20 protein-coding genes are annotated in these 21,755 nt (G+C 67.1%); 7 read left to right on the top strand and 13 right to left on the bottom strand.

What is annotated here, in order from left to right; translation table 11 throughout:
• The coding region (locus tag Q7V15_RS14240; protein WP_304756382.1) for a PQQ-dependent dehydrogenase, methanol/ethanol family at positions 1-1,531 on the bottom strand (1,531 nt) is incomplete at its 3' end.
• 82 nt (positions 1,532-1,613) lie between these two features.
• A complete protein-coding gene (locus Q7V15_RS14235) occupies positions 1,614-2,267 on the bottom strand; it encodes a metal-dependent hydrolase (protein ID WP_304756381.1) in 654 nt (217 codons plus the stop codon).
• Between the two features lie 179 nt (positions 2,268-2,446).
• On the opposite strand from Q7V15_RS14235, the gene Q7V15_RS14230 reads away from it, so the two are divergent.
• The gene (locus Q7V15_RS14230) at positions 2,447-3,940 is read left to right on the top strand and encodes a sigma-54 dependent transcriptional regulator (protein ID WP_304756380.1); all 1,494 of its coding nucleotides are present in this window, start codon (positions 2,447-2,449) and stop codon (positions 3,938-3,940) included.
• 137 nt (positions 3,941-4,077) lie between these two features.
• On the opposite strand, the gene Q7V15_RS14225 is transcribed toward Q7V15_RS14230, so the two are convergent.
• The 4 genes from Q7V15_RS14225 to ykgO all read right to left on the bottom strand — a co-directional run bounded on the left by Q7V15_RS14225 (position 4,078) and on the right by ykgO (position 5,513).
• A complete protein-coding gene (locus tag Q7V15_RS14225) occupies positions 4,078-4,392 on the bottom strand; it encodes a hypothetical protein (protein WP_304756379.1) in 315 nt (104 codons plus the stop codon).
• On the bottom strand, positions 4,389-4,655 hold the full coding sequence (locus tag Q7V15_RS14220) for a DUF2312 domain-containing protein (protein ID WP_300572905.1): 267 nt from the start codon (positions 4,653-4,655) through the stop codon (positions 4,389-4,391). Before Q7V15_RS14220 ends, Q7V15_RS14225 begins: the two co-directional genes overlap by 4 nt.
• Positions 4,656-4,765: 110 nt before the next feature.
• Positions 4,766-5,368 (bottom strand): HAD family phosphatase, encoded by a 603-nt coding sequence (locus Q7V15_RS14215; protein WP_304756377.1) that lies wholly within the window; start codon positions 5,366-5,368, stop codon positions 4,766-4,768.
• 19 nt (positions 5,369-5,387) lie between these two features.
• Positions 5,388-5,513 (bottom strand): type B 50S ribosomal protein L36, encoded by a 126-nt coding sequence (gene ykgO / locus Q7V15_RS14210; protein WP_056023006.1) that lies wholly within the window; start codon positions 5,511-5,513, stop codon positions 5,388-5,390.
• 186 nt (positions 5,514-5,699) lie between these two features.
• On the opposite strand from ykgO, the gene Q7V15_RS14205 reads away from it, so the two are divergent.
• Positions 5,700-6,515, top strand: a complete 816-nt coding sequence (locus Q7V15_RS14205) for an SDR family NAD(P)-dependent oxidoreductase (protein WP_304756375.1) — start codon at positions 5,700-5,702, stop codon at positions 6,513-6,515.
• Positions 6,516-6,527: 12 nt separating this feature from the next.
• On the opposite strand, the gene Q7V15_RS14200 is transcribed toward Q7V15_RS14205, so the two are convergent.
• From Q7V15_RS14200 to Q7V15_RS14180, 5 genes are all read right to left on the bottom strand, one after another.
• Entirely contained in the window at positions 6,528-7,445 is a 918-nt protein-coding gene (locus tag Q7V15_RS14200; protein ID WP_304756374.1) for an FAD:protein FMN transferase, read from the bottom strand.
• 110 nt (positions 7,446-7,555) lie between these two features.
• A complete protein-coding gene (locus Q7V15_RS14195) occupies positions 7,556-8,374 on the bottom strand; it encodes a DUF4198 domain-containing protein (RefSeq protein ID WP_304756373.1) in 819 nt (272 codons plus the stop codon).
• A gap of 28 nt (positions 8,375-8,402) precedes the next feature.
• On the bottom strand, positions 8,403-8,918 hold the full coding sequence (locus Q7V15_RS14190; protein WP_304756372.1) for a DUF2271 domain-containing protein: 516 nt from the start codon (positions 8,916-8,918) through the stop codon (positions 8,403-8,405).
• A gap of 14 nt (positions 8,919-8,932) precedes the next feature.
• The gene (locus Q7V15_RS14185) at positions 8,933-9,619 is read right to left on the bottom strand and encodes a PepSY-associated TM helix domain-containing protein (protein WP_304756371.1); all 687 of its coding nucleotides are present in this window, start codon (positions 9,617-9,619) and stop codon (positions 8,933-8,935) included.
• Positions 9,606-11,759, bottom strand: a complete 2,154-nt coding sequence (locus Q7V15_RS14180; RefSeq protein ID WP_304756369.1) for a TonB-dependent receptor domain-containing protein — start codon at positions 11,757-11,759, stop codon at positions 9,606-9,608. The genes Q7V15_RS14185 and Q7V15_RS14180 overlap by 14 nt, the downstream gene beginning before the upstream one ends.
• 243 nt (positions 11,760-12,002) lie before the next feature.
• On the opposite strand from Q7V15_RS14180, the gene Q7V15_RS14175 reads away from it, so the two are divergent.
• The gene (locus Q7V15_RS14175; RefSeq protein WP_304756368.1) at positions 12,003-13,322 is read left to right on the top strand and encodes a lytic murein transglycosylase; all 1,320 of its coding nucleotides are present in this window, start codon (positions 12,003-12,005) and stop codon (positions 13,320-13,322) included.
• Between the two features lie 21 nt (positions 13,323-13,343).
• Here Q7V15_RS14175 and Q7V15_RS14170 read toward each other — a convergent pair whose 3' ends face one another.
• On the bottom strand, positions 13,344-14,672 hold the full coding sequence (locus tag Q7V15_RS14170; RefSeq protein WP_304756367.1) for an MFS transporter: 1,329 nt from the start codon (positions 14,670-14,672) through the stop codon (positions 13,344-13,346).
• Positions 14,673-14,784: 112 nt separating this feature from the next.
• Here Q7V15_RS14170 and motA point away from each other — a divergent pair, with 112 nt between their 5' ends.
• The 4 genes from motA (at position 14,785) to Q7V15_RS14150 (ending at position 18,503) form a co-directional block, all read left to right on the top strand.
• A complete protein-coding gene (gene motA / locus Q7V15_RS14165; protein WP_304756366.1) occupies positions 14,785-15,654 on the top strand; it encodes a flagellar motor stator protein MotA in 870 nt (289 codons plus the stop codon).
• Between the two features lie 203 nt (positions 15,655-15,857).
• On the top strand, positions 15,858-16,130 hold the full coding sequence (locus tag Q7V15_RS14160) for a hypothetical protein (RefSeq protein WP_304756365.1): 273 nt from the start codon (positions 15,858-15,860) through the stop codon (positions 16,128-16,130).
• 107 nt (positions 16,131-16,237) lie between these two features.
• Positions 16,238-18,052 (top strand): FAD-dependent 5-carboxymethylaminomethyl-2-thiouridine(34) oxidoreductase MnmC, encoded by a 1,815-nt coding sequence (gene mnmC / locus Q7V15_RS14155; RefSeq protein WP_304756364.1) that lies wholly within the window; start codon positions 16,238-16,240, stop codon positions 18,050-18,052.
• Positions 18,053-18,104: 52 nt separating this feature from the next.
• On the top strand, positions 18,105-18,503 hold the full coding sequence (locus Q7V15_RS14150; RefSeq protein ID WP_304756363.1) for a DUF6491 family protein: 399 nt from the start codon (positions 18,105-18,107) through the stop codon (positions 18,501-18,503).
• Between the two features lie 126 nt (positions 18,504-18,629).
• On the opposite strand, the gene Q7V15_RS14145 is transcribed toward Q7V15_RS14150, so the two are convergent.
• Positions 18,630-21,602 (bottom strand): TonB-dependent receptor domain-containing protein, encoded by a 2,973-nt coding sequence (locus tag Q7V15_RS14145; RefSeq protein ID WP_304756362.1) that lies wholly within the window; start codon positions 21,600-21,602, stop codon positions 18,630-18,632.
• Positions 21,603-21,755 lie beyond the last annotated feature (153 nt).

The following is a 21,755-nucleotide window of genomic DNA, read 5'->3' as shown; positions in this document are numbered from 1 at the left end:
CCTGGAAGACCAGGCCGCCGGCCGTGGTCAGGACGCCAGCGTTCCAGAAGAAGGGATGCTCCACGGTCCAGCGGGCCTTCTGGGCCACCGGGTCCCAGGCGATCAACTGGCCCCTCACCATCGCCTTCAGCCCGGCCATCTGGGCGGCGTCGTCCGGCAGGGCGTTGGCCAGAAAGCCTGTGCCGATGTTCCAGGCCCCCGGCTGATGCTTGTAGGCAGGATCATCCACATAGGCGAAGGGCACGACCTGAGCCGGGATATAGACCAGCCCCGTCTGCGGGTTGAACGCCATGGGGTGCCAGTTGTGCGCGCCGAAGGGGGCCGGGATCTGCAGGACGGGGCCGTCCTTATAGCGGGCGCCTGGGGTTTCGATCGGCCGGCCCGTGGCCTTGTCTACGCCGGTGGCCCAGGTGATGGGCACATAGGGCTCAGCCGAGATCAGCTCGCCGGTCGCCCGGTCCAGCACATAGAAGAAGCCGTTCTTCGGGGCCTGCATCAGCACCTGGCGTGTCTGACCCTCGATGGTCAGGTCCGAGAGGATGATGTGCTGGGTGGCCGTATAGTCCCAACTCTCGCCGGGCGTGGTCTGGTAGTGCCAGACGTACTGGCCGGTGTCGGGTTTGAGCGCCAGGATCGAGGAGACGAACAGGTTGTCGCCCTGGCCGTCGGAACGCTTCTCATGGTTCCAGGGTGTCCCGTTGCCGACGCCCACATAGAGCAGGTCGAGCTTGGGGTCGTAGGCCATGGAGTCCCAGACCGTGGCCCCGCCGCCGGTGGCCTTCCAGCCCTCGCCGAACCAGGTGCCGGCCGCCTTCTCCGCCAGAATGGCGTCCGAAGCTGCGCCGTCCGGCTGGCCATCGGGATTGGGGGCGGTGAAGAAGCGCCAGACCAGGGCGCCCGTCTCGGCGTCATAGGCCGACAGATAACCGCGCACGCCATATTCGGCGCCGCCATTGCCGATCAGCACCTTGCCCTTCACCACCCGGGGGGCGCCGGTGATGGTGTAGGGTTTGGCGGTGTCCGTGGTCTGAACCGACCAGGCCTCTGCGCCGGTGGCGGCGTCCAGCGCGATCAGGCGGCCGTCGAGGGCGCCCACATAGACCCTGCCGCCCCAGACCGCGACCCCGCGATTGACCACGTCGCAACAGGCGTCGAAGGCCTTTTCTCCGGCCACCTTGGGGTCGTAAGACCATTTCAGCGCCCCGGTGGCCGCATCGAAGGCATAGACCTTGGACCAGGCCGTGGTGGTGTAGAGCACCCCGTCCTTGACGATCGGCGTGGCCTCCTGGCCCCGGTCGGTGTCGAATTCGTAGGACCAGGCGAGGCCCAGCTCCCCCACCGATTCGGTGTTGATCTGGGTCAGCGGACTGAACCGCTGCTCAGAATAGGACCGGCCATAGGAGAGCCACTCGGCGTTCCCTTCTGCGGCCTCCAGGCGGGCCTGGTCCACATCCTTGGGACCTGGTGTCTCCTGGCAGGCGCTGAGCAGAGCCGCGCAGCCGAGCGCGATCAGAGTGAACTTGATTTGCATGACGGCCCTCCCCGGCCTGGCCGTGTTTCCGGCCCTTGAGCGCTACTATGGCCGCCCCGGCCCCTGTGGCAAATCCTTCGCCTCACCCGACCGGTGGGCGAGCGGGGCGATCGGCGAAGGCCGCCGCCAGGGTCACGGCGAGGAAGGCGCCGATGGCGGACACGCCTGTCCCCACCGGATCGCCATCGGCCGGCAACAGCATGGCGATGATCTGCAGGGCGACGAGAAAGCCGATGAAGGCCGGGGCGGAGATGGGGCCAAGCCCCTGGCGCCCGCGGCTCCAGGCCCAGGCGGCGCCGGCCATCGCGATCAGGCCGATCTCAATGGCCTGCTCCGGTACGGGATAGTCCCACAGCCCCAGCCCGACCTTTGGCCCGCCGAACCACAGGGCTAGATCCGGCCGGTGGACCAGGAAATCCAGCAGCCAGTGAGAAAACACCACCGCGCCAACCATGATCGCCGCCATCCAGGGGAGCCGCAGGAAGAGCCTTGCAGCCAGGGCGCCCAGCACAGACCAGGCCGCCGCCGCGGGCAGGGAATGGGTGTAGGGCATATGTTCGAGCACCAGAGCGCTGCCGGGCAGGTCCGGATCGACGGAGAACCGCTCGACCCCCGTGATGATGAGGGCGCCCCAGCCCACATCCACCAGTTGGGCGGCCAGCGCATAGGCCCAGAGCGGCCCGCGAGGCTCGATCGCCTTGGCGGCGATGGCGGCGGCGTAGTGGCCCACGAACATGATCGGTCCCTCCCCAGGGCGAGGCCCATCAGGGACCCGGGGCGGGGCATGGTCAAGCCTTCGCCGTTAACCCCTGACTCAGGTCTGCGAAACCCCGCCTTTACCGACGACCTGTATCAATCCGTGACAAATGAGCCCCGCCCGTAGAGGTGGGCGTCCGGTACAGGTGGTGTCTTCAAATGACCAAGATGGTCCTTGTCGTCGATGATGATCCGACCCAGCGCAGGTTGATCCAGGCGGTCCTGGAGCGCGAGGGCTTCGCCGTAGCGCACGCTGAATCCGGCGATGCGGCCATCTCCCACCTGATGGCCGGAGCCAAGGTCGACCTGATTCTGCTGGACCTGGTCATGCCCCGCCTGTCGGGTCAGGACACCCTGAAGGAGATGCGCGCCCGCGGCTTCCATCAGCCGGTGATCGTGGTCACCGCCCAGGGGAGCATCGACACCGTCGTCCAGGCCATGCAGGCCGGCGCCTGCGACTTCTTCGTCAAGCCCGCCAGCCCCGAGCGGATCATCGTCTCCATCCGCAATGCGCTGTCCATGGGCGACCTGCGGGGCGAAGTGGACCGCCTGAAGAAACACAAGACCGGCCGCTTCACCTTCGCAGACATGGTGGGATCGTCGGGCCCCATGACTCTGGTCAAGCGCATGGGGGAACGGGCGGCCAAGTCGACCATCCCCATCCTGATCACCGGTGAGAGCGGCGTCGGCAAGGAGGTCATCGCCCGGGCCCTGCACGGGTCGTCAGACCGGGCCGGCAAGCCCTTCGTGGCGGTCAATTGCGGCGCTCTGCCGGAAAACCTGGTGGAATCCATCCTGTTCGGTCACGAAAAGGGCAGCTTCACCGGCGCCACCGACAAGCATCTGGGCAAGTTCCTGGAGGCCAGCGGAGGCACCCTGTTCCTGGACGAGGTCGGCGAGCTTCCCCTGGACATCCAGGTCAAGCTGCTGCGCGCCCTGCAGGAGAGCGAGATCGACCCCGTCGGCGCCAAGCGCTCGGTGAAGGTCGATGTGCGCATCGTCTCGGCGACCAATCGCGACCTGTCCCTGGCCGTGTCCGAAGGCCGTTTCCGCGAGGACCTGTTCTACCGGCTCAACGTCTTCCCCATTGAGGCCCCGTCCCTGCGCGAGCGCAAGGACGACATCCCCGCCCTGGTCGAGCACTTCATCCGCCGCTTCAATGTGGAAGAGGGCAAGAAGGTGATCGGCTGCGCGCCCGAGACCCTGCAGCACCTCCTGGCCCACGACTGGCCGGGCAATGTCCGCCAGCTGGAGAATGCGGTCTATCGGGCCATCGTCCTGTCGGACTCGCCCTATCTGCAGCCCTTCGACTTCCCCGCCATCTCTGGCGTCGTCGCCCCGCCCCCTGAGGCTGAACCGGCGCCTGCGCCCCTGGCTCCCTCGGCCATATCACCGCAAGCCGCCCGGGAGCTTATGGCCGAACTGCCCAAGGACGCCCCGGTGCGGATCCTTGATGAGCGCGGCCACCTGCGCACGCTGGAGGACATCGAGCGCGACCTGATCCAGCTGGCCATCGAGATCTATGCCGGCCACATGAGCGAGGTCGCCCGGCGCCTCGGCATCGGCCGTTCCACCCTCTACCGCAAGGTCCGCGAACAGGGCCTGGACGGGGTAATCAGCGGCGTCGAGGACGGCGAGACCGAAGCGGCCTGAGGGCGCTCTGCCCTTTGCGCGTCAGCGCAAAAAAGCAGGGACACGAAGGACACGAAGAAGGCGCAAAGAGCACGAAGAGGCCTTTGTGTCCTTCGTGTCCCTGTTTTATTGCGCCTGCGGCGCTATGGACCCGGGGGTCAATCCTCCGACTCGCGCGATTTGCGGCCGAAGCCGCGGCGGGCCATGGGCGGCTTTTCGCCCTTGGCCTTGGCCGAGATTTCCTTGAGCTTGCGATGCTGCAGGGCCGAGAGGGCCTGGCCCGGCGCGCCCTTTTCGGGATCGCCGAAGGCGCGGCCATAGGTCTTCACCCGGTCCTCCACCGAACCCAGGAACTCGCCCTCCCAGTCGGAAAGCTCGACGCCGGTGCGCGCGGCCTCACGCCGGGCGCGCTTGAGCGCGTTCAGCGCCGCCCGCTGGGCCTGGGCCCGGGGATCTGGAGCCTTACGCTTCAAATCTCTCCGAGCGCCGAGAGATAGAGGTCGAGGATGGCCTCTTCCTCCTGCCGCTTGGCGCGGTCCTGTTTGCGTAGGCGGACCACCTTGCGCAGCACCTTGACGTCGAAGCCGTTGCCCTTGGCCTCGGCGAAGACTTCCTTGATCTGCTCGGCCACCTCGGACTTTTCCAGCTCCAGCCGCTCGATCCGCTCGATGATGCTCTTCAGCTGCCCCTGGGCGGTGGTGTTGAGAATGTCGATGTGGGCGCTGTCGTCAGCCATGGGAAAAGCGTCTTCCGAGTCGAGGGTGGTTTGAAGCGGCGGACCCTACCGCGCATCGGCGGCGAACGAAATCCGTCAGAGGCCGGTTTGGGCCCGGAGGACACAGGCCCTCAGAGCAGGCCGTGGGCCTCAAGGGCCGGACGCAGGGCGGCGGGGTCGGTGAAGTGGTGGGTCTGGAGGCCGAAGGCCTGGGCTGCGGCGATATTGGCGGCGCTGTCGTCCACGAACAGGATGTCACCGGCCGCATGGCCGAACCGCTCGCAGGCGATGGCGTAGATGCGCGGGTCAGGCTTGATCAGCTTTTCTTCGGCCGAAACCACATAGCCTTCCAGGCGCGCAAAGGCCGGGCTCATGGCGATGACCCCGTCAAACACCTCGTGGGACATGTTGGTCAGGCCAAACTGCGGCACGCCGGCCGCGTGGAGGGCCTCGATGGCCTCTTCGGTCTGCGGGATGGTTCCGGAGAACATCTCCCACCACCGGCTCTCCCAGGCGCGGATTTCTGCCTCGTACTGGGGAAAGCGCTCGATCAGTTCCTCGCGGTTCTCCGCGAAGGTGACGCCGAGGTCGTGGTTCACATGCCAGATCATGGTGCAGACATGCGAAAGGAACCGGTCCAGATCGGCCGGCTCCTCAAATATCTTCGCATAGAGCGTCCGCGGGTCCCAGCGGACCACGACGTTGCCGATATCCCAGAGAACCGCCTTGGGCATCTCCGGGCGCCGGCCGCGCTTAGCCCTGCTTGGCTTTGAAGCGCGGGTCCGTCTTGTTGATGACGTAGACCACGCCCTTGCGGCGAACGAGCTTGCAGTCGCGGTGGCGCGTCTTCAGCGACTTCAGCGAGCTTCTGACCTTCATGAGCTTGTCATCGCGCGTCGCCGCGCGCCGTCCTTCAGAGGGTTACCAACAGAGCCGGCGCATATACGGGCCACGCCTTGCGGAGTCAACGGGGCGTGGGGCTATCGTCCGGTCTGGCTTGCGGCGCTGGCCCAAAGGCGCGAGGCTTCCTCCCATAAGAAGAAAGTCATGGGAGGATCATTCATTATGTCTGCGACCATTAATCCGAACGGAACCCTGAAGGGCAAGACAGCCCTGGTCACCGGCGCCAGCCGAGGCATCGGCGAGGCCATCGCCGCGCGCCTGGCCATGGAAGGCGCCAGGGTCGTCGTCTCGGCCCGCACCGCCCAGGAGGGCGAGAGCCGCCTGCCCGGCACCCTGGCCCACACGGTCGAGCGCCTAAAGGCGGCCGGCGCCGAGGCGGTCCTGGTCAAGGCCGATCTCGCCCAGGCGTCCGAGCGCGAGCGGCTGGTGGAGGAGGCGGAAGCCGCCTTCGGCCCGATCGACATCCTGATCAACAACGCCGCCATCACCTATTTCATGCCGGTGCAGGACTTCACCGAGAAACGCTTCAAGCTGATGATGGAGGTGCAGGTCTATGCGCCCTTCCACCTGGCCCAGCTGGTCATGCCCGGCATGCGCGCCAAGGGCTGGGGCTCCATCGTCAACATCTCGTCCCCGGCCGGCATTCACCCGAAGCAACCCTATAGCGGCGGCCGCGGCGGTACGGTCTATGGGCTTTGCAAGGCGGCCCTCGAGCGGTTCACCACGGGCCTGGCGTCCGAGGTTCAGGGGGACGGGATCGCGGTCAACGTGGTCTCGCCGGGCCTCGTGGACACCCCCGGCGTCGCCGTTCACGGGCTGATCAACGAACAGACCAAGGACCGGGTGCAGCCCATCGAGTTCATCGCCGAGGCCGTCTATCAGCTAGCCAAGGCCGATGCGAAGACCATGACCGGCCGGGTGGACTATGCCGAGCCCCTGCTCAAGGAGTTGGGGATCAAGCCGTCTGAGCTGGTCTAGCCGCTCGCGCTTCTAGTCGTCGAGGAGGGCCTGGAAGGCTGGCGAGAGCCGCTCTTCCAGGCCCTTTTTCGTGTGGACAAGGAATCGCGCCGCGACCCCATGCGCGGCGCAGAGCTCAAGGCCCGCCTCAGCGCCCAGGACGGACAAAAGGGTGCACCAGGCGTCGGCGACCATGGCCTCGCCGTGCAGGACGTTGACGCAGGCCACGCCGCGCTCACTGGGCGTCCCGGTGCGGGGATCGAGCGTGTGGGCCAGCCTCTGGCCTTTGTGGATCATGTAGCGGCGGTAGTCGCCGGACGTCGCCACTGCCTGGCCGCACAGGGCCAGCACCACCGGCGTGTGGCCGGCGGCCTCCCCTTCCAGGCGCTCGAGGGCCACCCACCAGGGCAAGCCGTCGGGCTTGAGTCCCTCGCCGCGCAGTTCGCCGCCCACCTCCAGCAGGAAGTGACGCACGCCCAGGCGCAGTAGGGCGCGGGCCGCCAGGTCGATCCCAAACCCCTTGGCGATCCCCGACAGATCAAGGGCCAGGCCGCCGGGCTGGCGCAATCGTCCCTGTCGGGCGTCGAACTCCAGGCGCCGCCAGCCGGCGCTCGCCAGGGCCTCTTCGATCAGGGCGGAAGGCGGGGGCGCCTGGACCGGACCGGCAGGGCCAAAGCCCCAGAGATCGGTGAGCCGCCCGAGGGTGGGATCAAAGGCCCCCTGCCCCAGGGCGGCCACCTCCAAGGCGCAGGCCATGACCCGCGCAAAGCCCTCGGGCAGGTCCAACCAGGCGCCCGCCGGCGCCCGGTTGAACGCGCTGATGTGGGAGGACGGCTCCCAGGTGCTCATCTCCGCCACCACGGCGTCCAGCCGCCCCTGGACCGTGCGGGCCAGGACCTCTGGCCCCAGCCCAGGCAGGGTGACGGCCCTCAAGGTCCAGGTCACGCCCATGGCGAGGCCCGAGGCCTCTATGTCGAGACCGCGCGGCGGGGGGCTAAGACCCGCCGGCAGACTTAAGGGAACAGCGACCCGGGCGCCCGGCGGCGGAGCGTGCAAGCGCCCTAGTCCGGCAGGACTTCCAGGGTGCCCACATAGACCGCCATGCGCTCGGCGCCCTCGATGGGGCTCTTGCCGCCGCGCAGTTCAGCCTCCATCCAGTACATGCCAGGCTCTGGCCAAGTGATCTCCAGCAGGCCGTCAGCGGCCGTGGTCAGGCTCATCTCACCGGGATCGTTGCGATAGCGGCCGCCGCCCCGGATTACCGCCACCTCGACCCCCGCCGCCGGCTGCCCGTCCAGCAGCAACCGGAACTGCGCCGTCTCGCCGGCGACCAGGTCGTTGGGATGGGTGATCGGCGCCAGCTCCAGGCCCTGGCCCGTGGGCTTCAGAGCCTCCGTCGTCGGCTCGCCAGCGGTGGCGAAGGTCTCGATGCGACGCTGGGAGTGGGTGATCTTCACCTCCGTCGCCCCGGCCGGGATGGCGGTGGCGAGCTCTGCGGGCGCTCCACGCCAGCGCTTTTGCTCTCCGCCCAGCTTGTAGGAGGCCATGACTCCGTCGCCGACGCTGGCGATGCGGTAGGTGCCGGGCTTGGCCAGATGGAGATCAAAGGTGGTGCGGTACTTGCCCGTGGCGGCGTTCTGATGGGCGACAGCGGCCCCATCCGGGCCGGTGATCACCAGGCCGTCGAGACGCATGGGGACATGCTCGAAGATGAAAAGATCGTTGGACACCGCCGCATCCACGGTGATCCAGGGATCATTCCCCGACATGACGGTCATGGACGGCAGCATCCATTGGCGATGGGCCTGGGCGGCCATGGGGGCGGCCAGCATGGCGGTGAGCGCCGCAGCGGCGCAGAGGGGACGAAGCAGGGTCTTCATGGCGCGTCTCTCCGGGTCTCAGATTGAATCAGGGTTTCACGGCCAGGGTCACGGCGCCGAGTTCGCTCGCCCCCTTGGCCTGGCCAGTTGCGGGGGCCTTGGGCGGCCATTGGAAGGGGATGCGGACCATTTCCCGGCCGCCGACTTCCCGGGCGGCCTCGACCACCAGATTGTACTGACCCGCCGGCAGGGTCCCCAGCGGCGCCTGGCCGCCGACGAACTTCACCTGGTGACGGCCAGGCGCCCTGGTGGCGCCGCTGATCCCATCGGCCGGCAGGGTCATGGTCCGCCCGGCGCGACGCCACCACTGGCGCATGTCCTTGAGCCAGGTTTCGCCTTCTCGGTTCTTGAGCTTGAGGTCGTACCAGACCGCCAGGGTCTTCACCGCCGTCTGGTCAGGCGTCTCCACCCAGATGGCCACATAGGGGTTGTGGTACTCGGCCACCGACAGACGGGGAATCTCCACGCTGAGGTTCAGCTCGGCGGCGGCGGCCGGCGAAGCCATCAGGCCGGTGAGAACGGCGGCGGAAGCAAGACGGCGCATGGGTGACGATCCGTTCAGTGAATGAAGAGCAGGGCGAGCAGCAGCGGGATGATCAGGCCTGCCCCCACCAGGGGCCAGGTGGACCGGCGGGCATGGGCGTGCAGCTGCAGCAGGATCAGGCCGGTGACGCAGAAGACCACGCAACCGATGGCGAAGATGTCGAGGAACCACATCCAGGCTGTCCCGGTGTTGCGGCCCTTGTGCAGGTCATTGAGGTAGGCGACCACGCCCCGGTCGGTGCGCTCATAGATCGCCTCGCCAGCGGCGGTGTCGAGGGTCAGCCAGGCGTCTCCTCCGGGACGCGGCAGGGCCAGATAGAGTTCGCCAGGGGACCATTCGGGCTGGGCGTCGGCTGGCACACGCACCTTCAGCGCTTCGCCGATCCAGGCCCGCACCGGTTGTGGCAAGGCCGTCCCGTCCGCCTCGGCCGCCTGGAGCAGCGGGAGGAGACTGGGCGGAAGCTCAGCCGTCCGCTCCGTCACCCGCGGCGTGGCGGGGATCGAGCCGGCATGGTTGAGCGTGATGCCGGTGATGGCGAACAGCAGCATGCCGATCAGGCAGATGGCCGCGCTGATCCAGTGCCAGCGCAGGATCTGGCGCAGGAAGCCCGCTCGCCTCTGGGCCTGGCGCTTGGCCCGAGCCCGGGCCTCGGCGGCGTCATGCCCCGCCGCCGAAGCCCCCAGTCGTTCAGAAGTCGACATTCACCGAGACCCAGAGCCGCCGGGGCTCCTGATTGATCGCATATTCGGCGGCATAGGCCGTCGCCGCGCCGTTGGCGTAGGGGAGGTAGGACACGAAGTCCTTGTCGAACAGATTGTAGATCGTGGCGTTGAGACGGACGTTCTCGGCCACCTGGTAGCTGCCGCCGAGATGGAACAGGCTGTAGCCCTTGTAGTCGCCAAGGGCGGTCTGAGCCGCGCCGGCGCCGCGGTAGCGCTCGGAGCGCACCTCGGTCCTCAGCCAGGCGTTCAGTCGGTCGGTGGCGCGCCAGCGGACCGAGCCGTTCAGCATGTGCTCAGGGGTGTTGACCAGGGGCTGGCCGGCCGAGGGCCCGCTTTTCTGTTCGCTCTCGGTGTAGGTGTAGTTGGCTGAAACCGTCCAGGCCTCACTGAGCCCGTAACGGGCCGCAACCTCCGCGCCACGGGTGACGGCCTCGTCAATATTCACCGTCTGGCCGTAGAGGTCGACCCGGGGGAAGTTGCCATAGTCCACGCAGCCTGGACGATTGGGGCTGGTCGCAAAAGAGCAGTTCGGAACGCCGGCCCCCGAGGCGATCTTGTTTTCAAACTCACTGTTGAACACGGTGAGGTTGGCGTTGAAGCCGGCGCCATTGTCGAAATAGACACCGAGTTCGGCGGTGGTGTTGGTTTCCGGCTGCAGGGTCGGCGTGCCGATGGAAGGCACCGTGCCCTGGGCGGTGAAGCCGGTGATGCCAGAGGCGATCTGGTCCAGACGCGGGGTCTTGAACCCGCGGCTCAGGCCCCCCTTCACCGTCCACGCCTCATTGACGGTCCAGACCAGATAGGCTCGCGGACTCGTCTGCCCCCCGAAGGTGGAGTGGTCGTCGTGGCGCACCCCGAGCGTGAGGGCCAGATTGTCCAGCAGGCGCCACTCGTTCTCGGCGAAGACCGCCCACTGGGTGTGCTCATAGGTGTCGACGGCGACCCCGTCGACCATCTCGGCCTCCCACCACTGGCCGCCCAGCGTGAAGGCGTGACGTCCAACCTCGGTGGCCAGTCGGGTGTTGAAGATGGTGTTGACAGCTTCCAGCGTCCGGGGATCGCCAGCGGTCTTGCCCGGCGTGCCCGGAGGAATGGTCCGGCCGATCGTGGTGGTCACATTGCGCACGACATCGGAGGTGATCAGACCGATGGGCGAGCGCCAGTCATGGGCTAGGCCATACTGTTCGCGCTCGAACCGTAGCTCAGGGCCATATCCTCCCTGAACCGTGCCCGTTCCGAGCTGGCTGTCGGAGTTGTCATAGGTCTGCTCGGCCACATCGACGTCCAGCCACAGATCATGGTCAGGACCGGCGGCCAGGCTCAGCCGGCCCCCGAGCGTCCAGATATCGGCTTCGACAGGGCTCGGACCACGCTTAGACACCTCGATCGGCTGGCCGTTGGCGTCCACATAGGACAGGTCCGAAGCCTCGCGCTTGAAGATCCCGCCGCGTAGGGCGAGCCCCAGGACATCGGCCACCAGAGGGCCATCCACATAGGCCTCGGCGCCGTAGGTGGCTCCGAACTGATCATCGCCTTGCAGGGTCCCCTGGACGGTGGTCGTCCCCCGCCAGCGATCGCCGATCCGCCGGGTGATGATGTTGACCACCCCGCCCATGGCGTCGGAGCCATAGAGGGTCGACATCGGCCCCCTGACGACCTCAATCCGTTCGATGGCCGAGGTGGGCGGCATGAAGCTGGTGGAAGTCTCGCCAAACCCATTGGGCGTCACATTGCCGGCGGCGTTCTGGCGGCGTCCATCCACCAGCACCAGGGTATAGTCGCTGGGCATGCCGCGGATGGAGATGTTCAGTCCCCCGGTCTTGCCGACGCCGTCCCCGACATCAACGCCCTCCACGTCCGCCAGGGCCTCGGCCAGGCTCGAGAAACGCTTGGTCTGCAACGCCTCACGGGTGATGACCGTCACCGAGGCCGGGGCGTCGACGATCTTGCGCTCAAAGGCTGAGGCGGTGACCACAAGCTGGTCGACCTCAACCACGTCGCTGGCCTGGTCCGCCGCGCTGGGCGCCTGGGCGGCCGCGCCGGCGCCGAAGCACAAACCAAGGCTAAAGACAGAGGAGAAAAGGCCACGGCGAAGACCGCCGCGCGAGAAACCGAGCATGGACCGAAGAACCCCCAAAACTTGCGATTAGCTCGCAGTAGCAAGCCGAGGGCGGGGTCGCAACATAATTGCTAATGATTCTCATTACATATATTCCTGTTCTCTGACCCTGCGCGGAACCACCGGGGGCCTCGCCGCCTTTTCTCTGCGCCGGTCAGCCTGCGATCCCCCCCACCAGGCTGGCTGTCGCGCCTCAAGCCCCGGGCCCAACAGGTCCGGGGCTTTTCATTTTCGGGGCGCCGTATGGCGATTGAGGCGGAGGGCGGGGAGCCCTATGGTTCGATGATGGATCGACGCTCCTTCCTTGTTCTTGTAGTGGCCGGTTGCGCCGACCCGGCCGCGAGCCTGAATCCGCCTTTGGGCCTGGGGCCGGTCACACCGACCCCGCAGCGGCCTGAGCCGGTGGTGAATCTGGCCCCCTCCGGTAGCGCGACCTTCGACGCCTGGCTGCGGAGCTTTTACGTCAAGGCGGTGCGGGCTGGCCTGCCCTCAGACCTGCTGGACCGGGAGTTGGCGGGACTGACCCCCAATGACCGGATCTCGGCCCTGGATTCGCGCCAGCCTGAGTTTTCCCGTCCGGTCAGCGCCTATATCAACGGCGTGGTCACCGATGACCGGATCGCTATTGGCCGCCGCAGGCGCGACGCCTTGCCCGCCCTGGCCCAGATCGAGAGCCGCTTCGGCGTGCCCCGGGATGTGCTGGTGGCCATCTGGGGGCTGGAGTCCGGCTTTGGCGCCATACTGGGCGACTTCGATGTCGTCCGGTCCATGGCGACCCTGGCCGCTGACGGACGCCGGCGGGAGTTCGCCGAAGATCAGTTGATGGCCGCATTGAAGATCATCGGCTCAGGAGAGTTCCCCCGCTCGCGCCTGGTGGGGTCCTGGGCCGGGGCCATGGGCCAGACTCAGTTCATCCCGACCACGTTCCTCGCCACAGCCATCGACGGCGACGGCGACGGCCGCCGAGACCTGTGGGGCTCATCGGCCGACGCCCTGGCCTCCGCCGCCAACCTCCTGGCCAAGGCCGGCTGGCGACGGGGCGAAAGCTGGCACCGCGAGGTGGTGGCCCCGCCTGGTTTCGACTACGCCCTGACCGAAGGCCCGCGGGAGATTCCATCCTGGTGGGCCGAGCGGGGGGTGCGGGCGGCCGACGGCCGGCCGTTCAGCGCCGCTGACCAGCAGGCGCCGGCTGAGCTGATCGCGCCGTCTGGGGCCGGGGGTCCGCTGTTCCTGATCTTCCACAACCACTTCATGATCCGGCGCTACAACAACTCGACCGCCTACGCCCTGGGCGTCGGCCTGCTGGCTCAGCGGCTGGGAGGCGAAGGCCAGCTGGTGCGCAACTGGCCGCAGGAAACCCCGCTGGCGCTGACCGACCGCAGCGACGCTCAGCGGGCCCTCGCCCTGCTGGGCTTTGACCCAGGCACGCCGGACGGGATTGTCGGCATCAACACCCGCAAGGCGTTGCGCGACTATCAGGTCAGCCGCGGCCTCGTGGCCGATGGCTATCTGTCGCTGGAGATGGTCCGCCGCCTGCGCACCGAGGCCGCCAGCCAGCCCTGATCCCGCACTTCAGGCCTTCCCCTACTGGCCAGACTCGTCGCGACGATCGAGGGTCGCCATCGCGGCGTCAGCCCGGGTCGCCGGCTTGGGGTCAGCGTTGCGCAGCTGCGGGCTGCGGAAGGCGTAGTAGAACAGCCCGCTCATGATGGCCGCGTTAAGGGCGAAGGGCGCCCAGGGGATCAACTGGTAGAGCCAGACGAAGAACGGCGCCAGGACCACATTGACCCCGTTGACCGCCGCGATCGCGCCGGCGACCCGCGCCTGCTCGCCCATATTCACCGCCAGGGACGATCCGGCGGTGAAGCCCGGCCGGGCGAAGCCGAAGCCCAGGCTGGAAATCGCATAGCCCGCCACCACGGACCAATAGTCCGGCGAGAAGGCGACGATCACATTGCCCAAGGCCGCCACCGCCACCCCCCAGCGCAGGAGCTGGCGGGGGGTCATTTCGAACATCCGGATGATGCCCCATTGGGCGAGCAGTCCAGCCATGGCCCCGAACATCATGGCGATGGCGATGAAGCCCTGGGCCGCGGCCGGGGACAGGGCCAGCTTGTCGATGATCAGGAAGCCCAGGGTCTGGCCCTGAGCCGTCTGGCAGGCGGCCACCAGGAATCCATAGATCAGGAAGGGCGTAATCCGAGGGTCGCGCCACATGGGCGTTTCTTTCACGCCAGGGTTCGCCTTGCGGACCTCGGCCTCGGCGTCGGTGCGCGCCCGGGTCTCGCCGGCGAAGGGGCTCTCCGGCAGGTAGCGATAGACCACCACCAGCATGACCCCTGCGATCAGGGCGAAGCCAAAGAGCGGGCCGGCCAGCCCCAGGAAGGGCAGGATCAGCAGGGGCGCCAGAAAGGGACCAATCACCGTCCCCAGGCCAAAGGCGCCGGCCAGGCTGGACATGGCCTGGGTGCGCTTTTCCGGCGCCGTGTGTTCGGCCACATAGGCCTGGGTGGCGGGATTGGACGCTGCGCCGAACAGACCGAACAGGGCCCGGGCGAACAGGAAGAAGGCGAAGATCACCATCGGCGTCGCCCAGTGACGCAGACCCGCGCTGACGACGAAGCCGCAGCAGATCATCGAGACCATGAACCCGGTGAGGCCCACCAGCATCAGAGGCTTCCGGCCGTAACGGTCCGAGGCCCGCGCCCAGAAGGGCGAGGAAAACGCCCACAACAGCGCCGAGAGGGAAAAGACGGCCGCGACCAGGGGGTCGGGAATGCCGATGGAGCGGCCGATCGCCGGCAGAACCGAGATCAACCCCGTATTGCCCATGGCGGTGGCCAGTGACACGCCGAAGATGATCGCGAAGGACCGCTTGGGCAGCACCACGGGCAAGGGGGATGAGACCGACATCTGCTCGCTGTTAATGCGGCCCGATCACCCAGGCAATTGCGATTACCGCTCACCGGGCATTAAGCATTAACCCCGATGCTCCGGCAGAATTAGTCGGGGACCCTTCGTCGTCATGTTTCAGATCATCGGCATCGTTCTGCTGTTCGCCATGGTGTTCGGCAGCTACATCCTCGCCGGCGGGAAGATGGGGATCATCCTCTACTCCCTACCCTATGAGCTGATGGCGATCCTCGGCGCGGCGGTGGCCGCCTTTCTGATCGCCAATTCCATGGGAGTCATCAAAGCGGTCCTGGGGGGCTTCGGAAAGGCCTTTGGTGGTCCAAAATGGAAGGCCTCGGACTACCGCGATCTGTTGTCCCTGCTCTTTCTGCTGACCAAGACGATGAAGTCCAAGGGCGTCATCGCCCTGGAAAGCCACATCGAGAACCCCGGCGAGAGCACGATCTTCTCGCGCTATCCAAAGATCACCAAGGACCACTTCGCCGTGGACTTCATCTGCGACACCCTGCGGATGATGACCATGAACCTGGAAGATCCCCACCAGGTCGAAGACGCCATGGAGAAGCAGCTCGAAAAGCACCACCATGAGGCGCTTGCCCCGGCGCAAGCCCTGCAGACCATGGCCGATGGCCTGCCCGCCTTGGGCATCGTGGCCGCGGTGCTGGGGGTCATCAAGACCATGGGATCGATCACCGAGCCGCCGGAAGTCCTGGGCGGCATGATCGGCGGCGCCCTGGTGGGCACGTTCCTGGGCGTGTTCCTGGCCTACGGCATGGTGGGGCCGATCGCCTCCCGCCTGACCGCAGTGGTCGAGGAAGAGGCCTCCTTCGACAACATCATTCAGGCGGTCCTGGTGGCGCACCTGCACGGCAATGCGGCTCAGATCTCCGTCGAGATCGGCCGCGGTCATGTGCCCAGCAGCGCCCAACCCAGCTTCCTGGAGCTGGAAGAGGCCCTTTCGGCCATCCCGGCCGAGGGCTGATTGTGGCCTCGAAAAGGCCAAAGGAAAGGGCCTGAGGGGGCGCCGCGAAAAAAGTGATCACGGCTGCGTGATTTACCCCCTTGCCCCCGGACCGAACACCGGCATATTCCTGCACTGCGCAGTGATGCTGACGCTTGTGGTCCCCGGGCCTTAAGCAGCGGCCGCGCCAGGCGCAATCAACCTCCATTCCAGGGGACCAAGACATGACCTCCGAAATTCTTCGCAAGCTGCTCGTGGCCGGCGCCGCCGTCGCCGCCCTCTCCGTCGCCGCCTGCGGCCAGCCCGCTGCTGAAACCGCCGACGAAGCCGCTGCTGAAGCCACCACCGAAGCCGCGACCGCCGAAGCTGCCGCCGACACGGCCGTTGACGCCGCCGCGACCGCCGACGCCGCTGCTGAAGCTGCTGGTGAAGCCGCTGCTGACGCCATGGCTGCTGAAGCTCCGGCCCAAGCCCCGGCTCAAGCCCCGGCTCAATAAGCTATTCGCAAACGCCTCGGCGTTTTCGATGAAGGGCCGCCCTCCGGGGCGGCCCTTTTGCTTTGCGCCCTGTTGCCAGGGCTGCAACCTGCGGGCCAATGGTCGCGATGACCTCGACGCGCCCGGACCCTTCCCCTGACGAATCGCCCCTGATCCTGGACGCCCAGGGCCAACCCCGCTCGCGACTCTATGGCGATGTCTACTTCTCCACCGAGGATGGGCTGGCCGAATCACGGGCGGTCTTCCTCCAGGGATGCGGGCTGCCCGAGCGCTGGGCCGAACGCCGCGACTTCACCGTAGCCGAGCTTGGCTTCGGGACGGGCCTGAACATCCTGGCGCTGCTTGATCTCTGGCGGCGCACCCGGCCGGCGGCAGGTCGACTGCACATCTTCACCATCGAGGCCCACCCCATAGAGGCTCATGCCGCCGCCCAGGCCCTCTCAGCCTGGCCAGAACTCGCCGCCTTGCAGGAGCGTCTCCTCGGGCGTTGGCCAGGGCGGCGGCGGGGGTTTCATCGGGTGGACTTGGCTGACCTGCACGCCTGTCTGGACGTGGCGGTGATGGAGGCTGGCCCGGCCCTGGCAGGGTGGTCGGGTCAGGCCGACGCCTGGTTTCTGGATGGCTTCTCGCCCGCGGTGAACCCGCAGATGTGGCGAGGTGAGGTTTTGGAGAAGGTCGCCGCGCGGACCGCGCCGGGGGGCCGTCTGGCCACCTTTACGGTCGCCGGCGCCGTGCGGCGGGGGCTGCAGGAGGCAGGCCTCGAGGTGGCCAAACGTCCCGGACATGGGCGCAAACGCGAGCGCCTGGAGGCTTGGCGCTCGGACAGCCCCGCTGCGACCGAGGCGCCGCGACCGCGGGTGGCGGTGATCGGGGCAGGCATAGCCGGCGCCGCCATGGCCCGGGCGCTGCGCGCCCTGGATGTGGATGTTCAGGTGTTCGACGCCCAGGGCGCCGGCGCGGGCGCCTCCGGCAATCCCGCCGCCCTGGTGACGCCGCGCCTGGACGCCGCCCTCGGCGCCCTTGCGGGGCTGTTCGCCCAGGCCCTCGATCGGGCGAACGCCCTCTATGGCGAAGTCCCGGGGGCGATCTTGTCGCGGGGGGTGCTTCAGCTTGCTCAGCAATCCCGCGATCCTGAGCGATTTGCGAAAATCGCTGCGGCCGATCTGTTTGAACCAGGCGCCCTGACGCTCCATGACGCCATGCAGTCCACCGCCTGGGCCGGGGAGCCGGCCGGGACGGGCCTGATGCAGCATGCCGCCTGCGTGGTGCGCCCTTCAGCTGTCCTCGAGGCCTGGCTTGGCCCCGTCAGCATCGCCGACCTGGGCGAAATCGAGGCGACGGACGGGGGATGGGCGCTCACCACCACCGATGGCGCCGTGTGCTGGCAGGGAGAGGCTGTCGTCGTCTGCGCCGGACACGGGGCGGTCCGGCTGGTTGAAAGCCTCCCTCTGCAGGCCGTGCGGGGGCAGATCTCCGTGGCGGCAGACCTGACATCTTCCGGCGTCGCCTGGGGCGGATATGCGGCGCCCAGCCCCGAGGGCCTTGTGTTTGGGGCGACCCACGACCGCGAGGACACCGATTCAGGCCTGAGGCCCGGGGATCATCAGCGCAATCTGGAAACCCTGGCGACCGCGCTGCCGGACCTGGCCGCTCAGGTTCACGCCGCGAGCCTGTCGGGGCGCGCCTCTGTCCGCGCGGTGACCCCTGATCGCCTGCCCCTCGCAGGGGGGATGGGAAACGGAGTCTATGTGCTGGGCGGGCTGGGGTCGCGGGGATTTTGCCTGGCGCCTCTGCTGGCTGAGCATGTGGCGGCGGCGATCACCGGAGTCCCTTCGCCGCTGCCGGCGGACATGGCGGCCCTGGTCGACCCTGACCGCTTCCGTCAACGGGCCCTGAGGCGGGCTGGAGGGCGGCCCGAATGACGCCACGATCAGGGCGCAGCTTCGACGCTCCCCAGCACTTGCGGAGGCCATCATGCGTGCGCTCGTTTTGACCCTGGCCGTCGGCGCCCTCACGGTGAGCGCCTGCGCGCCGACCGCCGCATCGGGTGGGGGCGAAGTCGCCGCCACGGGCGGGCGGGAGTGCTTTTTCACCCGCAGCGTCAGCGGCTTCAGCGCGCCGGACAACGAGACCCTCTATCTGCGGGTCGGGGTTCGGGACGTCTATGAGATGCGGATGTTCGCCCCCTGCCTCGACATGGACTGGGCTCAGAAGCTGGCCGTGGTTTCCCGTTCAGGCTCCAGCGTCTGTCGCGGGGCCGACGCGACCATCATCTCGCCGGGGCCCCTGGGCGAACAACGCTGCCTGGTGCGCGCGGTGCGTAAGCTGACCCCGGCCGCGGTCGACGCCCTGCCCGCAGGCAGCCGGCCGTAGAGGGCTACCGGCAGGGGCGGTCCCGGCGTCGCGGCTGACACCAAAGAAAATCGGCGCCGCCCGGGGGCGACGCCGATGAGGGTTGCGAACCCGGCGGCCAGGCCGCCGGGCTTGCGGTACAGCGCCTTAGAAGCGCTGCTTGACGCCGATCTTGAACGTCCGGCCCAGCGGATTCCCGTTGGTGTAGTCGTAGTTGTACATCGACTGCACGAAGGGCGGGTCGGTATCCAGAAGGTTCTGGATGCCGGCGCTGATGGTGGTGTTCCAGGGCAGCTCGTATTGCGCGTTCACGTCGTGCTGCCAGAAGTCATCGCTCTTGCCCACATTGATGAAGGTGGCCGAGGCGCGATCGTAACGGCAGGCGGCGCTGGCGCCGCTGGCCGGGCAGGGCAGACCGATCTGCTCGGTGCCTTCACGATACTGCAGCTGGTAGCGGACGTTCCAGGCGCCGCCATTGACGTTGATGAAGCCCGTCGCCCGCAGCCGGGGATAGGAATAGAACTCCCCAGTCAGCTCGTGACGACCAACCCGGTCCTGAGCCCGCTGGATGACCACATTGTCCGCCCCAAACAGGGTGAAATCGCTGCGGTCATAGCTCAGCAGGTAGGTGCCATCGAGGCCCATCGAGACCCTGGCGTCGACCATGTCGGTGCCAAAGAAATCATCGAAGTCGTACTGAGCCTTGAAATCGAGGCCCGAGGTCTTGGTCGAGGGACCGTTGACCACGAAGCGGCTCACATTGATCACATTCGCCGGCGAGCAGGCGCCGTCGAAGATGAAGCGCGCGACGATGGCGGCGTTCGAGCAGTTCAAGGAGTCATAGATCGCCTGGGTGGGCTCCAGAACCAGCTCGTCCTCGAAGTCGAACTTGAAGTAGTCCACCGAGGCCTTGAAGGCGCCGGTATTGAGCAGGACGCCGACATTGTAGGTCTTGGCCGTCTCCGGTTGCAGGCCCGGATTGTTGTTGGTCACGACAGCGCGGTAGCTGCCGCCAATGTTGGCCACGCCCTTGCTGCTGCCCGGCGAGACCGCTGCCTGACCAGGAGCCCGGAAGGTGGTGCCTGCCGAAGCCCGGAAGGCCAGCCAGTCGGTGGCCTGCCAGCGGGCCGAGATTTTCGGATTGGTGGTGGAGCCCACCTGTCCGCCGAAGATTTCATGGCGGATGGCGGCGCTGACTTCAAAGTCCTGGGTGAAGGGCAGGCGGACTTCGGCGAACAGGGCCTCGACGTCACGGTCGACATCCAGATCTTCCTGGGCGCCGAAGAAGACGAAGGGTCCGACCGGATCCGAGCAGATCGGCAGGCCGTCATCGATGGAGTCAACGCAAGGGGTCGCACGGACGTCGCCGAGGTTTTCCCAGTCCTCCCTTGTGCGGCTGTAGCGGAACTGCCCGCCGGCCGCCCAAGCGACGGCGCCGCCGCCCAGTTCAATGCCCGTCTGGCCATTGAACACCAGGTCAGCCACCAGCAGGTTGTTGGTGTTGACGTTGGTGTAGGTGCCGTACATCCACTCCACCAGAGCCGGGTTGTTCAACACCGCCGGGTTGGCCGCGCCCCGGTAGTAGGGGTTGTTGGCGCCGTTCACCGCGCTGACCGCGATGCTGTTGGTGAAGGGGTTGAAGTACTGGCAGGGTCCGACGCCCGGCGTACCGGTGGCCGGATTACAACCCGGGCCGCCCAAGCCGTTCAGGGCGTGCTGGATGCGGTTCACCAGCAGGTCATTGGTCGTGACGGTGGATTCGACCTGCATGTAGGTCAGGGCCGCGTCCCAGCCGATGCCGTTGTCAAACTGCCCCTTGAAACCGCCGGACACCCGGAACGAGTTGTTCTGGATGTCCTGGTAGTCGGCGCCGTCCGCATTGGTCGGGTGGCCGGCATGGGCGATGGCGCGCCAGAAGGCCTTGGCCATGGTCACGCCGCCGGCCATACCGGCGCACTGGGCGGCGGTGAGCGGGGCGGCGCAGTTGGTGCGCAGGTCGATCAGGCCCGGGTGGTTGGCCGGGACGAAATAAGGCACCTGACCGTTGAAGCCAGGAACCGCCGTCGAACCGGAGGTGCCGCCCGCCGTGCGCGGAGTCGGGAACTGGGTGGTCAGATTGGCCGGCGACAGACGCTGGTTCGGCACATCGCTGCGCTTCCAGGCCACTTCGCCGTGGAAGGTCACATTGTCGGTGAGGTCGAAGTTCAGCTCGCTATAGAGCTGGTAGTGGTCTTCCTCGTTCACCAGGTCGTTAAAGGCCGAGAACTGGAAGCGGCAGACGCTGCCCGTGGCGGTGTTGCTGGTGGGCACGACGCCCGCGGTCAACTGGCCGCCAAGCTCGTTACAGCCATTGTCCCGGAAGAAGGTCGTGCCGCCCGGCGTGCCGTAATAGCCCGGGTTCGAAGAACCGGACCAGCCGCCGTAGTAGACGGCGTCCATGGGCGTGCGAGCCCAATCGCGTTCATTGATGTCCAGGCGCGAACGATGGCGATAGCCAGCGGTGACCAGCACATTGCCGCGGTCGAAAATCGAGCCCCAGGCGAGGTCTAGGGTGTAGTCCCCATCCGACCCATCGACGAACAGGTAGTCGGCGTTGAGCTCGAAGCCGTTCAGATCCTTGCGGGTGATGAAGTTGACCACGCCGCCGACGGCGTCGGAGCCGTAGGTCGCCGCAGCGCCATCCTTCAGGATTTCCACCCGGCCAATGGCGGCCGTGGGGACGAAGCCCAGATCCTGACCGCCGCCCTGGAAGGCGGCCTGGGTCGAATCGGCCAGGCGACGGCCGTTCATCAGCACCAGGGTGCGGGACGAGCCGAGGCCGCGGAGGTTGATGGTCGCGGTGCCCGCGCCGCCATTATAGCGGTTGCTCTCACCGATGGCCGACTGCGAAGCGCTGATGGTCTTCACCAGCTGCACGATGCTGGGCGAGCCCTGGCGTTCAAGTTCGGCCTTGCCCAGGACGTCCACCGGCAGGGCGGCGTCCTCCGGCGTGCCGGCTATGAATGAGCCGGTGACGACGACTTCCTCGACCTGAGTCTGGGCGGCGGCCGTTCCGGCGGCCCCCATGGCCAGGGCGACGGCCATGACCGAGCCGCCGCAAAAATAGGTACGTTTCAACATTGGTTTCCTTCCCCCTCTTGGCGCCGATCCCCTTATGTCGTGGGGATTTTGACCCGTGAGCAAAAATGATCATCTGACGCATTTCACAAAAGCGCCAGAATTTTTTCAACGCTGGAACATATCGAAGCTATTTGACCTTCGCGCAAGTTTTTG

The sequence above is a fragment of the Phenylobacterium sp. genome, assembly GCF_030651755.1.
Taxonomy (GTDB): Bacteria; Pseudomonadota; Alphaproteobacteria; order Caulobacterales; family Caulobacteraceae; genus Phenylobacterium.
The sequence above is the reverse complement of the archived record's forward strand: the minus strand, read 5'-3'. Positions and strand labels throughout refer to the sequence as shown.